This is a genomic window from Virgisporangium aliadipatigenens (assembly GCF_016863615.1).
GTDB classification, from domain to species: Bacteria; Actinomycetota; Actinomycetes; order Mycobacteriales; family Micromonosporaceae; genus Virgisporangium; species Virgisporangium aliadipatigenens.
Genome location: NZ_BOPF01000012.1, coordinates 213,493 through 228,731 on the forward strand (window position 1 = coordinate 213,493; position 15,239 = coordinate 228,731).

The window sequence follows — 15,239 nt, forward strand, 5'->3', positions numbered from 1 at the left end:
TTTCACGGCTCGGGCTGGAAGCGGTAACCCATCCCGGGCTCGGTCAGCAGGTGCCTGGGGCGCGCCGGGTCGTCCTCCAGTTTGCGGCGCAGCTGGCCGACGTACTGGCGCAGGTAGTGCGTCTCGGCGACATAGGTCGGGCCCCAGACCTCGGTCAGCAGGTCGCGCTGCGCCACCAGCCGGCCCGGTCGCGTCACCAGCATCGTGAGCAGGTGCCACTCGGTCTTCGTCAGGTGCCGGGTCTCCTCCGATTCCGCGTTGCGCACCGTTCGCGCCGCCGTGTCGACCTCCCAACGGCCGATGCGCACCGTGGGCCGTTCCTCCCGGACCCCGTGGCGGCGGGTCACCGCGCGCATGCGGGCCAGGAGTTCCTCGATGCCGAACGGCTTGGTCACGTAGTCGTCCGCCCCGGCGTCCAGGGCGTGCACCTTGTCGTGACCGGTGCGGCGGCCGGAGAGCACCACGATCGGCACCGGCGTCCAGCTGCGCAGCCGCCGGATCACCTCCACGCCGTCGATGTCCGGCAGGCCGAGGTCGAGCACGATCAGGTCCGGATGTTCGGTGGCGGTGAGCGCGAGAGCCCGCGTGCCGTCGGCGGCGGTGACCACCCGGTAGCCGCGGGCCCGCAGGTTGATGCTCATCGCCCGCAGGATCTGCGGCTCGTCGTCGACGAGCAGGACCGTGATCACCGGGCCGCCCGCAGCGACAGGATCATCGTGACGCCGCCGCCCGGCGTCTCGTCCGGCTCGAGCGTGCCGCCCATCGCCTCGGCCAGCCCCCGGGACAGCGCGAGCCCGAGCCCCACCCCGGTGGAGTTGTCCCGGTCTCCCATCCGCTGGAACGGCCGGAAGACGCGATCGCGCGCCTCCTCGGGGATCCCCGGCCCGTGGTCCACCACGCGCAGTTCGACGCGGCCCGCGTGGCACCCCGCCGCGATCAACGGCGGCCGCTGCGGCGGGCTGAAGCGCAGCGCGTTCGCGAGGACGTTCACCACGATCCGCTCCAGCAGCGCCGGGTCGGCCGCGACGTCGGGCAGGTCCGCCGGGATCGCCAGGCGCACCGCGCGCGAGTCGTCGCCCAGGTCGTCCATGGCCCGCGCCACCGCGTCGGGGAGGCCCACCTCCTGCATGTCGAGGGCGAGCGCGCCGGCCTGCAGGCGGCTCATGTCGAGCAGGTTGTCCACGAGCCGGTCGAGGCGGTCGAGCGACTCCTCCGCCGTCGCCAGCAGTTCCCGACGATCTTCTTCGGAGAACGCCACATCGGTGCTGCGCAGGCTCCCCACCGACGCCTTCGCCGAGGCCAGCGGCGAGCGCAGGTCGTGCGAGACGGCCGAGAGCAGGGCGGTGCGCAGCCGGTCGATCTCGGCGAGGTCGTGCGCGGCGGCCGCCTGTTCGCCGAGGCGCTGCTGGCGCAGTGCGATCGCCGCGTGCGTGGCGAACGCCTCCACCAGACGCCGGTCGGCCGCCGCCAACGGCCGGCCCCGCAGCACCAGCGAGAGCCCGTCGTCGACCGGCACCTCGGTCTGCCCGTCCGACGGCGTCAGCGACGGCCGCCCGCCCGACGCGGCGGAGACCTGCCACGCCTCTTCCCGCTGCCGCGCGTCGGTGGGGTGGCGTTCCGGATCGCGGCGCTGCAGCAGTGTCACCGCCTCCAGGTCGAACGCCTCCCGCACCCGTTCCAGCAGGGCCGTCAGCGGCCGGTCGCCGTGCAGCACGGCGCCGGCGAGCGTGGCGAGCAGCTGCGCCTCGGCACCCGCCCGCGCCGCCTGCCGGGTCCGGCGCGCGGCCAGATCGACCACGGTGGACACCGCCACGCCGACGAGCACGAACGCGGTGAGCGCGAACAGGTTCTCCCGCTCGGCCACGGTGAAGTGGTGCAGCGGGGGAGTGAAGTAGTAGTTCAGGACGGCGAAGCTGCCCACCGCCGCGCACAGCGCCGGCAGCAGCCCACCGGCCAGCGCCACGGCCACCGTCAGCATGAGGAACGCCAGAATGTCGCTCGGCAGCGACAGGTCGGCCCGCGCGGCGGAGAGCCCCCAGGTGAGCAGCGGCAGCCCGAGCGCCGCCAGCGCGAACCCGGCGATCCGCCGCCGCGCGGTCAGCCCACCGGCCCGGCGGGTGCGCAGCCGACCCCGGTGCACCTCCTCGTGCGTCACCAGATGAACGTCGATCGACCCGGACCGGGCCGCCGTCGTGGTGCCGACCCCCTGCGCGAACAGCCTCGCGACCCGGCCGCGCCGGCTGGCACCCAGCACCAGTTGCGTCGCGTTGGCGCCGCGGGCGAAGTCGAGCAGGGCCTCGGCGACGTCGTTCCCGACGACCTGGTGGTAGGTGCCGCCCAGGCGCTCCACGAGAACCTGCTGGCGGGCCAGGTGCGCCGGGTCGGCGCCGGTCAGCCCGTCGTCGCGCACCACGTGCACCGCCAGCAGGTCGGCCGCCTTGGCCCGGGCCGCGATCCGGGCCGCCCGGCGCACGAGGGTGTCGCCCTCGGGGCCGCCGGTGAGCGCCACGACCACCCGCTCGCGGGTCTCCCAGGTGTCGTCGATGCCGTGTTCGGCGCGGTAGCGGTCGAGCTGGTCGTCGACCTTGTCGGCCAGCCACAGCAGCGCCAGTTCGCGCAACGCCGTGAGGTTGCCGACCCGGAAGTAGTTCGTCAGCGCGGCGTCGATCCTCTCCGGGCGGTAGACGTTGCCGTGCGCCAGCCGCCGGCGCAGGGCCTCCGGGGTCATGTCGACCAGTTCGATCTGCTCGGCGCGGCGGACCACCGCGTCCGGCACCGTCTCCCGCTGCGGCACGCCGGTGATCTGCTGGACGACGTCGTTCAACGACTCCAGGTGCTGCACGTTGAGCGTGGTGAGCACGGAGATGCCGGCGTCCAGGAGCGCCTCCACGTCCTGCCACCGCTTGCCGCCGGTCACGTCGGTGTGCGCGAGTTCGTCGACGAGGGCCACCTCGGGCCGGCGGGCGAGCACCGCGGCGAGGTCCAGTTCGGTGAAGCGCGTGCCGCGGTGTGCCACCTCCCGGCGCGGCAAAACCTCCAGCCCCGCCAGCAACGCCGCCGTCGCCGCCCGCCCGTGGGTCTCGACGTAGGCGACCACGAGATCCGTGCCGCGCGCGGTCCGCCGGTGTGCTTCCTCCAGCATCTTGAACGTCTTGCCGACCCCGGGCGCCGCGCCGAGATACACCCGCAGCTCGCCACGCGTCATGTGCTACCTCCCGTCGAGCGCGAGGTTGAGCAGCAGAACGTTGACACCCGGCTCCCCGAGGAAGCCTAGTGCGCGGGCGGTCGTGTGGCGCTCGATGAGGCGTTCCACCTCCTGCTCGGAGATGCCGCGGACCCGGGCGACCCGACGCGCCTGCAGGTGCGCGTAGGCCGGGCTGATGTGCGGGTCGAGGCCGCTGCCGCTCGCGGTGACCGCGTCGGCGGGAACGGCGGGACGCTCCGGCGCACTGCCGCGCACCGGCGTCACGATCCCCGCGCGGTAGTCGCCGTCCGGCCGCGCGCACTCGACCGGCACGCCGCCGTAGGTGGCGACGAACGGCGTCGCCGGGCAGGCCTCGTTGAGGCTGACCGCGTGATCGGGGAAGACCGCGAGCACCGCGCCCACGCCGCCGGGTGTGCAGTACGGGCGGCCGCCGTCGACGCCCTCCAGCTCGCCGACCGCCCGACTGCGGGCGCACACCTCGTTGAGCAGCTTCAGGCTCTCCGGGCCCTGGTTGCCGGCTCCGGTGGCCGTGGGGTCGTAGCCCTCACCGGCGGCCGACGGGCGGGACTGGAAGTACCGCGGCAGCGGGTTCCCGGCACCGTCCACAAAGGACTGTCCGATGAGGACACTCCCGACCGGGCGGCCGTCGCGGGTCACGAGCGAACCGTCGGCGGGTCCGGACAGGCCCGGGATGCGGCCCACCGCCACGAGCGCCAGCGGGTAGGCGAGACCGAGCAGCAGGGTGAACACGAGCAGCGCGCGCAGCGCCGCGAGATGGTTGCGCATCACACGATCCCGGGGACGAACTGGACGACGAGGTCGATGAGCTTGATCCCGACGAACGGCGCCACGAGGCCGCCGAGGCCGAAGACCAGCAGATTGCGGCGCAGCAGGGAAGCGGCGTCGCCGGGGGAGTACCGCACGCCGCGCAGGGCGAGCGGAATCAGTGCCACGATCACGAGCGCGTTGAAGGCGACCGCCGACAGGACGGCGCTCGCGGGGCTGGCGAGGCGCATGACGTTCAGCGCGTCGAGGCCCGGGTACACCGCCGCGAAGATGGCCGGGATGATGGCGAAGTACTTGGCGATGTCGTTCGCGACGGAGAACGTCGTCAGCGCCCCGCGCGTGATGAGCAGCTGCTTGCCGATCGCCACGATCTCGATGAGCTTCGTCGGGTCGGAGTCGAGGTCGACCATGTTGCCGGCCTCCTTCGCGGCCGACGTGCCGGAGTTCATCGCGACGCCGACGTCGGCCTGGGCGAGCGCGGGCGCGTCGTTGGTGCCGTCGCCGGTCATCGCGACGAGGCGGCCGCCCTCCTGTTCCTTCCTGATCAGGGCCAGCTTGTCCTCGGGTGTCGCCTCGGCGAGGAAGTCGTCGACGCCGGCCTCCGCCGCGATCGCGCGGGCGGTCAACGGGTTGTCGCCGGTGATCATGACGGTGCGGATGCCCATCCGGCGCAGCGCGTCGAAGCGTTCCCGCATGCCCGGTTTGACGACGTCCTTGAGGTGGATGACGCCGAGCGTGCGGGCCGGCCCGCCGGGGACGTGCTCGGCCACGACGAGCGGCGTCCCGCCGTGCGTCGCGATCGTGTCCACAGTGGAGCGCACCGCCTCGCTCGTGCTGCCGCCGTTGTCGTGCACCCACTTCAGGACGGCGCTCGCCGCGCCCTTGCGGATGCTCCGGCGCGGCAGGTCGACGCCGGACATCCGGGTCTGCGCGGAGAAGGGCACATAGGTGGCGTCCACCGCCGCGGTGTCCCGACTCGCGAGGGTCACGATGCTGCGGCCCTCCGGGGTGTCGTCGGCGAGGCTCGACAGGTGCGCGGCCTCGGCGAGTTCCGCCGCGGTGGTGCCGGCGGCCGGGAGAAGGTCGCTCGCCTGCCGGTTCCCCAGCGTGATGGTGCCGGTCTTGTCCAGCAGCAGCGTGTCGACGTCGCCGGCCGCCTCGACGGCCCGGCCGGACATGGCGAGCACGTTGCGCCGCACCAACCGGTCCATGCCGGCGATGCCGATCGCCGACAGCAGCGCGCCGATCGTCGTCGGGATGAGGCACACCAGCAGCGACACCAGCACGATGCCGGTGACGCCGTCCGCCGTGAGCGTCACACCGTCCACAGTGGACGGGCGCCCCGCCGCCGAGTAGATCGCCAGCGGCTGTACGGTCGCCACGGCCAGCAGGAAGACGAGGGTCAGCGAGGCGAGCAGGATCGTCAACGCGATCTCGTTCGGGGTCTTCTGCCGGTTCGCCCCCTCGACCAGGGCGATCATCCGGTCGAGGAAGCTCTCGCCGGGCTTCTGCGTGATCCGCACGACGATGCGGTCCGACAGCACCCTCGTGCCGCCGGTGACGGCGCTGCGGTCGCCGCCCGACTCGCGGATCACCGGTGCCGACTCGCCCGTCACGGCGGACTCGTCCACGCTCGCGATGCCCTCGACGACGTCGCCGTCGCCCGGGATGATCTGCCCGGCCTCGACCACCACGGTGTCGCCCGGCCGGAGCGCGCTCGCCGGCACCTCCTCCTCCCCGTCCCCGACGAGCCGCCGCGCGGTCGTGTCCCGGCGCGCCCTGCGCAGCGAGTCGGCCTGCGCCTTGCCGCGCCCCTCGGCGACGGCCTCCGCCAGGTTGGCGAAGACGACGGTGAGCCACAGCCAGATCGTGACCGCCCAGGCGAAGACGCTCGGCCGCAGCACGGCGAGCACGGTTGTGAACGCCGAGCCGACCTCCACCACGAACGTCACCGGGCTGCGCCACAGCACGAACGGGTTCAGCTTGCGCAGGGCGTACAACAGATGGTTCATCGGAACCCCTCCGCGAGCGGGCCGAGCGCGAGCGCCGGCAGGAACGTGAGCGCCACGACGATCACCGTCACGCCGGTGACCATGCCGACGAAGAGCGGCCGGTGCGTGGGCAGCGTGCCGACCGAGGCCGGAACGGGGTGCTGGCGGGCGAGCGAGCCGGCCAGCGCCAGCACGAGAACGATCGGCAGGAACCGCCCGAACGCCATGCACAGCCCCAACGCCGTGTTGTAGAAGGTCGTGTCGACGCCCAGGCCGGCGAAGGCGGAGCCGTTGTTGTTCGACGCCGACGTGAAGGCGTACAGCACCTCGGAGAGGCCGTGCGGGCCGTCGTTCGCCATGGCGGCGCGCGCGTCGGCGCAGGACATCGCGACGGCCGTGCCGACGAGGACCAGCGCCGGTGTGGTCAGCAGGTACAGCGACGCGAACGTCATCTCCCGCGCGCCGATCTTCTTGCGCACGTACTCCGGCGTGCGGCCGACCATCAGCCCCGCCACGAAGACGGTGATGACCGCCAGCACGAGCATGCCGTAGAGGCCGGAGCCGGCCCCGCCCGGCGCCACCTCGCCGAGCATCATGTTCACCATCGGCACCAGGCCGCCGAGCGCGGTGTACGAGTCGTGGAACGAGTTGACCGCACCGGTCGACGTGAGCGTGGTGAGCGCCGCGAAGGTCGCCGACTGGGACACCCCGAACCGGGTCTCCGTCCCCTCCGTCGCCGCGCCGACCGCCGCGGGCACGGTGCCGGACGGGTTCAGCTGGAACGCGTTCACCGCCGCCACGCTCAGGATCGCCAGCGTCGCCATGACGGCGGCGATCGCCAGCCCCTGCCGCTTGTCGCCGACCATGCGCCCGAACACCCGCGGCAGGCAGAACGGGATCAGCAGCACCAGGAAGAGCTGGATCCAGTTCGTCCACGCGGTCGGGTTCTCGAACGGGTGCGCGCTGTTGGCGTTGTAGAAGCCGCCGCCGTTCGTGCCCAGCTGCTTGATCGCCTCCTGGCCGGCGACCGGCCCACCGGTGACGGTCTGCGTGCCGCCCGCGAGCGTGCCGACGTCGGTGCCGGCGCCGAGGTTCTGCACGACGCCGGCGGCCATCAACGCGACGGCGGCGGGCGCGGCGACCGGCAGCAGCACGCGCAGAACGATCCGGGTCAGGTCCACCCAGAAGCTGCCCAGCCGGTCCGTCCTGGTGCGCGCGAAGCCGCGGATGAACGCGACGGCCACGGCTGTCCCGACGGCCGCGGAGACGAAGTTCTGCACGGCCAGGCCGGCCATCTGCACGAGGTGGCCCATCGTCGACTCACCCGAGTACGACTGCCAGTTCGTGTTCGTGACGAAGCTGATCGCCGTGTTCCACGCCCGGGCCGGCTCCACCGCGGCGTTGCCGAGGCTGAGCCAAAGGTGCTGCTGCACGCGCTGGAACAGGTACAGCGCGATCGTGGAGACCGCCGAGAAGGCGAGCACGGCGCGGGCGTAGCCGCCCCACGACTGTTCGCGCTCCGGGTCGACGCCCACGAGCCGGTACACGGTGCGCTCCACGCGGGTGTGCGCCGGCGCGGTCACCGACCGGTACAGATACTCGCCGAACGGCCGGTACACCAGCACGATCGCGAGGGCGAGCGAGCCGACGAAGAGCCCGCCCGCGACCCCGGGCCCCATCAGAACCGTTCCGGGAAGAGCAGCGCGGCCACCAGGAACGCCGTCAACGCGACGGCGAGCACGAGGCCGGCGAGGTTCTCGGCGCTCACAGCCGTTCCACCGCCCGGACCGCGAGGCTCAGGAGCGCGAACGTCGCGATCGTCAGCAGGACGAACATCAGGTCACTCATGCGGCAAGTGAAGGCCCGCGGCCCGGCACCCGGGCAGGCCTCTTGACGAAATCCCTACGCCCCGGCGGCGTGCGATGCTCGGTGGCGTGGATGCAGTCACGCAGTGGGTGCGCACCTCGTGGACCAAGGCGTCCCGGGGTGGCCCGGCGGCCGCCCGCCGCAACGCCGTCCCGGTCGGCTTCGTGCTGCCGCCCCTGACCGGTCCGGCGGTCCACGAGGTGCTGATGGACGAGGCGGACGGCTTCACGCCCCGGGAGTCCCTTCGCGACGGGCCCCCGACGGGCGTGACCGGGGCCTACACGTCGGCGGTGCGGTTGAGCGAGGCCGACGGGCGGCTGCGCGTGGAGCTGCGGGCGACGTCGTGGGGCGCGCCGCGCCGGAGGAGTCGCCCACCGGCGGTCCGGCTCGCCCCCGGCGAATGGGTGCGCTGGCAGGTCAACTACCGCTTCTCCTGGCCGGCCGCGCGGGGCGGGGCGTGGAGCTACCGCCTCGACACGCTCAACCTCGCGTACGGTCCGGTGGCGGCGGAGGCGTTCCTCGGCGACCCGACGCACCACGTCGACGAGCGCGCCGCCCTCCGGTAGGCGCCCGGGGTGGTCCGGAAGTACCGGGGACATCCGCAGCTCAAAGCCGGCTCGTGACCGGCGTACGGCCCCGGTACTTGACGACGCGGACGCGGCAGCGCAGCCGCAACGACGCTGAGCGAGCGGAGCGCCGGCCGCACCGGAGGGCACGCGGAGCGGATCGCGGCGCTCGACCCCTCCAGGAAGCGCCGGCGTGCGGAGTTACCGGGCGTCGGCCAGCTCGGCCAGCAGGTCCTCGTCGTCGGGGTGGGCGGCGGCCATCGCGGTCAGCATGGCGAGCCGGGTGCCGCGGAAGCGCGCGGCGTTGTCCGGGTCGGAGTGCTCGGCCAGCCGCTTGAGGGCGTTCGACGCGGCCAGCGCCGTGTCCGGGTCGGGCGAGGCCTCGAAGAGCTGGCTGCGCACGTGTACGCACTCGGCGAGGGTGCGCAGCAGGTCGTCCTCGTCGACGCCGTCGAGGTTGAGGTACACGTCGCCGAGGTGTTCCAGCGCCCAGCCGAGCCGGCGGTGCGCCTCGATCGAGGTGCGGTGTTCCGCGCACAGCTCGTGGTAGATGTCGACGGTCCGGGTGAAGATCGGTTCGGCGGCGGCCGGGTCGCCGTCGTTGAGCAGCGCGACGCCGTAGATGTTGTGCGCGGCGCCGAGACAGAAGCGGGCCGGGTCGCGCTCGGGGTACGTCTCGGCCCAGGCGCTCACGTCGCGCAGCGTGCGCCGGCCGGCCTCGCGCGCCGCCTTCGGGAAGCCGAGGGCGATGAGCGTGGTGATCTGGCGTTCGCGCAGGGGGAGGTAGTGGCCGTTGCCGGCGGGCACCACGGCGACGACCTCGCCGAGCAGCGCCGCCCCCGCGAGGTCGCGGCTGCGCTTGGTCACGTCGAGCGCGAACTTCGTCAGGTCGCCCATGCCGTCCACCTGGGCCAGGTGGCGGGTGACGGCGACGTAGTCGCGGTAGGAGCGGTCGCCGCTGCGGATGTTGCCGTAGTGCATGGTGATCGCGCGTTCGTGGCGGTCGTCGCGGCGTTCGCCCTGCCGGGGTGCGAGCGCCTCGGCGATGTGCCGGGGGACGACGACGCCGTCGGGCCGTTGCTCCAGCAGACCCTTTTCCACCAGGCCCGCCGTGGTCCCGGCCGGGTAGCCGTCGACCACCGCCGCCACGTCCCGTTCCCTCAGGGGGAACGTCGCCAGCGCCACCTGCAGCAGGGTTTCCGTCTCCTGATCGGAAAGTCCGTCGAGCGGCGGCGCCTCCCGGGGCGCGGGCGCCTCCTCGACGAAGACGCGGCCGGTGTCCGCCGCGGCCCGCATCCGGTCGATCGCCTCCTCGAAGCTCGGGTCGGCGAACCCGTCCGCGTCCCGGTTGAGGTCGACGTCGGTGAGCCGCACGGCGAGCGGCGCCCGCTCCAGGAGCAGCAGCACCACCCGGAACTTCGTGTCGTCGCGCCCCGGCCGGGTCAGGATCGACAGGGCCTCTTCCTTCTCCGGGAAGTCGGCGGTGCAGGTGTCCAGCGCCTCGGCCACCGCCGCGAACAGTCCTAAGGGGAACCAGCGTCCCTCGTGCGTCGCGACGGCCCACCCGTCGGCGCGCAACTTCTCTACGGGATCATGCACGCGCGCACAGTACCGGAGCGCTGCCACCTCGGCGTTTCAACATCCGTAGTAGAACTTGCGCGCGATCGATCTCGAACTTTATTTACGAGCGTCTTTACTTTTGTTCGCGCTGAACATAAGTTCTGCCCCACACCCACAGGGACCCGCTATCCCGAAGGGGGATGCATTGGGCCAGCAGTTACCGTCCGGGCTGTTCAAACGGTTGGTGTCGCGTCGTCACGTCCTCGCGAGCAGCGCTCTCGGCGTCGGTGTGCCGGCCGCGATGCTCGGGTTGCGTGGTACCGGGCAGGCCGCCGCGGAGGTTCCCGCGCAACGGGCCGCCGGCGCGACGCACCGCATCACGATGTACGCGGAGGCGATCGCGGGCACCAACATGATCGGCTACGGGTTGGCCCCCGGACAGGCCACGGTGCCGGGGCCGATCCTGGAGATGTACGAGGGCGACACGATGGAGATCACCCTCGTCAACACCACCGACAAGCGGCTGTCGATCCATCCGCACGGCGTGGACTACACGGTGGAGAACGACGGCGCCCCGCTCAACGGCTCCTTCAACAACCCCGGTGAGACCCGCACCTACGTGTGGAAGTCGCGGGAGATGTTCCAGGCCGAGGGGCGCCGGTGGATGCCGGGCAGCGCGGGCTACTGGCACTACCACGACCACGCGATGGGCAACGACCACGGCACCGCCGGCCTCATCCGGGGGCTGTACGGCGCGCTGATCGTCCGGCGGCGCGGCGACATCCTGCCGCGCCGGCAGTACACCGTCGTCTTCAACGGAACGCAGATCAACAACCGGCTCGCACCGAACACGCCCATGTTCGAGGCCAACCTCGGCGAACGCGTCGAGTGGCTGGTGATCGCGCACGGCGAGTTCTTCCACACGTTCCACCTGCACGCCCACAGGTGGGCCGACAACCGCACGGGAATGCTCGAGGGCCCGACCGACCCGAGTCAGGTCATCGACAACAAGGACATCAACCCGGGCAGTTCGTTCGGCTTCCAGGTACTGGCCGGCGAGGGTGTCGGCCCCGGTGTGTGGATGTACCACTGCCACGTCCAGAACCACTCCGACGGCGGGATGGTCGGCCTCTTCCTGGTGCGCAACGCGGACGGCAGCATGCCCGCCGGCGCGCAGGAGGCCATCGACCGCTTCAACGGACACGTGCACACCCCCGCGGCGGCGCCGGCCCAGGCGCAGCCGCACGTCCACGGTTGACCCCAGACCGGAAGGAGCCTGCGAACATGGATCTGCCGCCCACAGGACGGCGAAGGTCGTGGCGGGCAAAGGTAACGTTCGCCGCGGTCGCCGCACTGGTGACCGGTGTCCCGACACTGCCGGTGTCCGCCGCACCGGCCGCCCCGGCAGCGGCCGCCGACGCGCCGCCGCTGTCCGTCCTCGTCTTCCACGGACCCGCCGCCGAGCAGCAGGACCCGGTCGCCCGCGCCGCGGAACGCATCCGTGACCTGGCCGGCGCGACCGGCATCACGGTCACCGACTCCAGCGACCCCAACGTCTTCACCGCCGAGAACCTCGCCAAGTACCGCGCCGTCGTCTTCCTCTCGTCGAACGGCGCGGCGCTCACGCGTGAGCACGAGAGCGCGCTGCAGGACTACATGAAGAACGGCGGCGGCTTCCTCGGGGTCGGCGACGCCGCCAAGGCGCAGCCGGACTCGACGTGGTTCACCGGCCTCATCGGCACCCGCCCGGTCGGCTCGATCTCCTCTCCGGAACCGGTCTCCGCGGTCACCGCCAGCGGCGAGAACCCGCCGAACGAGACCAAAGAGAAGCTGATCGACAACAACTCGAACACCAAGTGGTTGGTGTTCGCCAACACGGGTTGGGCGGCGTTCCGGCTGCCGGCCGCGAAGGCGGTCACGGGCTACGCGCTCACGTCGGCCAACGACTTCATCGGCCGCAACCCGAAGGACTGGACGCTGCAGGGCTCCGACAACGGCACCGACTGGACGGATCTGGACCGGCGCACCAACGAGGCGTTCCCGGACCACCCGTTCCAGACGCGGCGGTTCAACTTCGCCAACACGCGCGCCTACCTGCACTACCGGCTGAACATCACGGCCAACGCCGGTGAGCCGATCATCCAGCTGGCCGACCTGCGGCTGTTCACCGGATCCGTCGAGCCGCCGCCGTCGCCCGCCGTCAACCGGGCGGTCGTCGACATCCTCGACCGGCAGCACCCGTCGACCGAGGGCCTGCCGCTGACCATCACGCGCTCGGACCGTTGGTACAACTGGGATCCCAACCCGGTCGGCACCGTGCACACCGTGGCGCAGGTCGAGGAACGGCACTACAACGCCGGATCGGGCGCCAACGGGGCGTTCCACCCGGTCTCCTGGTGCCGCGACTACGAGGGCGGCCGCTCCTTCTACACCGGCATGGGTCACACCGCGGAGAGCTGGGACGAGGCCGACTTCACCAAGCACCTCGCCGGGGCGCTGCGCTGGACCTCCGGCGTCGAGCGCGGCGACTGCCAGGCCACCATCGCCAGCAACTACAAGGTGGAACGCCTGACCGCCCCCAACCAGACCGGTCAGCTCGACCAGATCGGCGAGCCGCACGGGCTCACGGTCGCGCCCGACGGCGGCATCTTCTACGTCGGCAAGGCGGCCTGCCCGAGCGGCCCGATCGCCGACTGGAACGACCCCAACGTCGGCCTCGGCTGCGGCACCATCCACCGCTGGGACCCGACCACGAAGACCACCAAGCTGCTCACCACGCTGCCCGTCATGGGCAACCGCGGCAGCGGCGGCGAACTGGTGAAGAACGAGGAGGGGCTGCTCGGCATCGTCCCCGACCCGAACTTCGCGCAGAACGGCTGGATCTACACGTACTGGATGCCGCACGCGTCGATCGACCGGGACACCCGCATCGGGCAGCGCACGATCTCCCGGTTCACCTACGACAAGGCGACGAACTCCCTCGACCAGGCCACCCGCAAGGACCTGATCCAGTGGCCGGTGCAGATCCACTCGTGCTGCCACGCCGGTGGCGGGATGACGTTCGACAACAAGGGGAACCTGTACGTCGGCTCCGGTGACAGCAACTCCTCCGAGGGCTCCGGCGGCTACTCGGGCAACAACTGGACGCAGGACTACAAGGGCGTGTCGTTCCAGGACGCCCGCCGCACGGCCGGCAACACCAACGACCTCAACGGGAAGATCGTGCGGATCCACCCGGAGGCCGACGGCACGTACACGATCCCGCAGGGCAACCTCTTCCCGGTCGGGACCGAGAAGACCCGCCCGGAGATCTACGTGATGGGCGTGCGGAACATCGCGCGCCTGCAGTGGGACCCGGTGAACAACTGGCTGACGGCCGCCTGGGTCGGCCCCGACGCCCAGTCGCCCGACCCGGAACGGGGACCGGCGAAGTACGAGACCGCCACGATCATCACCGAGGCGGGCAACCACGGCTGGCCGTACTGCATGGGCAACCGGCAGCCGTACCGCGACCGCAGCAACACCGACGCCACGGTGCTGACCGGCTGGTACGACTGCAACGCGCCGAAGAACAACTCGCCGCGCAACACCGGTCTGGTGGACCTGCCGCCGGTCAAGGACAACATGATCTGGTACTCGCCGGACGGCGGCGGCCCGGTCTTCCCGTTGCGCCCGGACGGCATCCCGTCGTACAAGGCGTCCGAGGCCACCTACACCCAGCCGTACCTGCGCGGCGGCAACCAGGCCGTGATGAGCGGCCCGACGTACCACCGCAGCCAGGTCGACACCAACAGCGGCGTCGCGTGGCCGTCGTACTGGGACGGCAAGTGGTTCATCGGTGACGAGGGCAACGCCGCCAACCGGATCGCCGTCACCGTCGACAAGGCGGGCGTGGCGACCGCGCAGCCGCCGGCGTTCGCGGAGTCGCTGCGCGCCATCATCCCGGGGGGTACCTCGGACACCCAGATCTACACCTGGATGGACGCGAAGTTCGGCAAGGACGGGGCGCTGTACCTGCTCGACTACGGAGGCGGCTTCTTCAGCCTCCAGGCGTGGCAGAAGATGAGCCGGGTCACCTACAAGGGCGGTGCGCCGACGCCGGCGCCGGCCGTCACCCAGGTGGCGATCCAGAACAAGCCGCTGACCGTGCAGTTCAACGGGACGAAGTCCGGCGGCGTCTCGTGGCGCTGGGACTTCGGCGACGGCACCACGTCGACCGAGGCCGACCCGCGGCACACCTACACCAAGCCGGGCACGTACACGGTCAAGCTCACCGTCACCTACGCCGACGGCGAGACGGCCACCGTGCAGAGTTCGGTCAACGTGGGCTGCCTCGTCTCCGACGGCCGGGCGACCGTCCACATCGGAGGCACCGACACGGGTGTGCAGAACGACACCGTCGGCGGCGGCTGCACGATCAACGACCTGATCGACGACGAGAGCACCTGGGCGGATCACGACAGCTTCGTGCGGCACGTGACCGCCGTGGCCGACCGCCTGGAGAAGGAGGGCGTGCTGACCGGTCGCGAACGCGGCAACCTGGTCCGCGCGGCCGCGTCGTCGGACATCGGCCGGGCCGGCCATCGCGGCTACGAACCGCTCTTCGACGGGACGCAGCAGTCGTTCCGGAACTGGACGATGGCACCCGCCGGCGGGTTCACCGTGCAGCCGGACGGGTCCATGCGGTCGTTCGGCGGGCTCGGGATGCTGTGGTACTACAAGCAGCAGTTCGGGGACTTCTCGTTGAAGCTGCAGTTCAAGGACATCGCACCGGGCACGGGTCGGGCCAACACCGGCGCCTTCACCCGGTTCCCGGATCCGCGCACGCCGTTGGAGCAGCGCACGGATGCGTGCAGCACCACCGGTTCGGCGCGGACGTCGCAGGCCTGGGTCGCCATCTACTGCGGGCACGAGATCCAGATCTACGACGGCGACACGGGTGAGCCGCAGAAGACGGGCTCGATCTACAACTTCGATCCCAACCCGTTGAGCGCGGCCGGTGTCACGCCCAAGAACGTGTGGAACGAGTACGAGATCCGCGTCGTCGGGCAGCACTACACGATCATCCGCAACGGCGTGGTGATCAACGAGTTCGACAACACGCCGGGCAAGCAGTCCTCCCGGGCGGGTGACCCGCCGACCGACCAGCGGCAGTTCCTCAGCGGCTTCGTCGGCCTGCAGAACCACGGTGACTCCGACCTCGTCGAGTTCCGCAACATCAGGGTGCGCACACTGTGAGATTCCGTTATGCCTTAGCAGGTTTCT

General features: G+C 71.6%; 10 protein-coding genes. 3 read left to right on the plus strand and 7 right to left on the minus strand.

The annotated features are described in order from the left end of the window. Positions 1–2: 2 nt before the first annotated feature. The 6 genes from Val02_RS18365 to kdpF are packed head-to-tail and all read right to left on the minus strand — an operon-like array spanning position 3 to position 7,750. Positions 3–689, minus strand: coding sequence for a response regulator (locus Val02_RS18365; RefSeq protein WP_203900314.1), 687 nt, complete (start codon positions 687–689; stop codon positions 3–5). Continuing rightward, positions 686–3,205: a DUF4118 domain-containing protein gene (locus tag Val02_RS18370; RefSeq protein WP_203900315.1), complete on the minus strand. Its 2,520-nt coding sequence runs from the start codon at positions 3,203–3,205 to the stop codon at positions 686–688. Before Val02_RS18370 ends, Val02_RS18365 begins: the two co-directional genes overlap by 4 nt. A 3-nt stretch (positions 3,206–3,208) precedes the next feature. Beyond that, a complete protein-coding gene (locus Val02_RS18375) occupies positions 3,209–3,991 on the minus strand; it encodes a potassium-transporting ATPase subunit C (protein WP_203900316.1) in 783 nt (260 codons plus the stop codon). Then, on the minus strand, positions 3,991–6,003 hold the full coding sequence (gene kdpB, locus Val02_RS18380) for a potassium-transporting ATPase subunit KdpB (protein ID WP_203900317.1): 2,013 nt from the start codon (positions 6,001–6,003) through the stop codon (positions 3,991–3,993). Before kdpB ends, Val02_RS18375 begins: the two co-directional genes overlap by 1 nt. After that, positions 6,000–7,661: a potassium-transporting ATPase subunit KdpA gene (gene kdpA / locus Val02_RS18385; protein ID WP_203900318.1), complete on the minus strand. Its 1,662-nt coding sequence runs from the start codon at positions 7,659–7,661 to the stop codon at positions 6,000–6,002. Before kdpA ends, kdpB begins: the two co-directional genes overlap by 4 nt. Then, positions 7,661–7,750 (minus strand): K(+)-transporting ATPase subunit F, encoded by a 90-nt coding sequence (kdpF, locus tag Val02_RS18390; protein ID WP_203900319.1) that lies wholly within the window; start codon positions 7,748–7,750, stop codon positions 7,661–7,663. Before kdpF ends, kdpA begins: the two co-directional genes overlap by 1 nt. Before the next feature lie 166 nt (positions 7,751–7,916). On the opposite strand from kdpF, the gene Val02_RS18395 reads away from it, so the two are divergent. Further along, on the plus strand, positions 7,917–8,414 hold the full coding sequence (locus Val02_RS18395; protein ID WP_203900320.1) for a hypothetical protein: 498 nt from the start codon (positions 7,917–7,919) through the stop codon (positions 8,412–8,414). Between the two features lie 201 nt (positions 8,415–8,615). On the opposite strand, the gene Val02_RS18400 is transcribed toward Val02_RS18395, so the two are convergent. After that, positions 8,616–10,013 (minus strand): hypothetical protein, encoded by a 1,398-nt coding sequence (locus tag Val02_RS18400; RefSeq protein ID WP_203900321.1) that lies wholly within the window; start codon positions 10,011–10,013, stop codon positions 8,616–8,618. 205 nt (positions 10,014–10,218) lie between these two features. Between Val02_RS18400 and Val02_RS18405 the strand changes: the two genes are divergently transcribed. Continuing rightward, positions 10,219–11,232: a multicopper oxidase domain-containing protein gene (locus Val02_RS18405; RefSeq protein WP_239153129.1), complete on the plus strand. Its 1,014-nt coding sequence runs from the start codon at positions 10,219–10,221 to the stop codon at positions 11,230–11,232. A 26-nt stretch (positions 11,233–11,258) separates the two neighbouring features. Beyond that, positions 11,259–15,212 carry a ThuA domain-containing protein gene (locus tag Val02_RS18410; RefSeq protein ID WP_203900322.1) on the plus strand — a complete coding sequence of 1,318 codons (3,954 nt, stop codon included), beginning with the start codon at positions 11,259–11,261 and terminating at the stop codon, positions 15,210–15,212. Positions 15,213–15,239 lie beyond the last annotated feature (27 nt).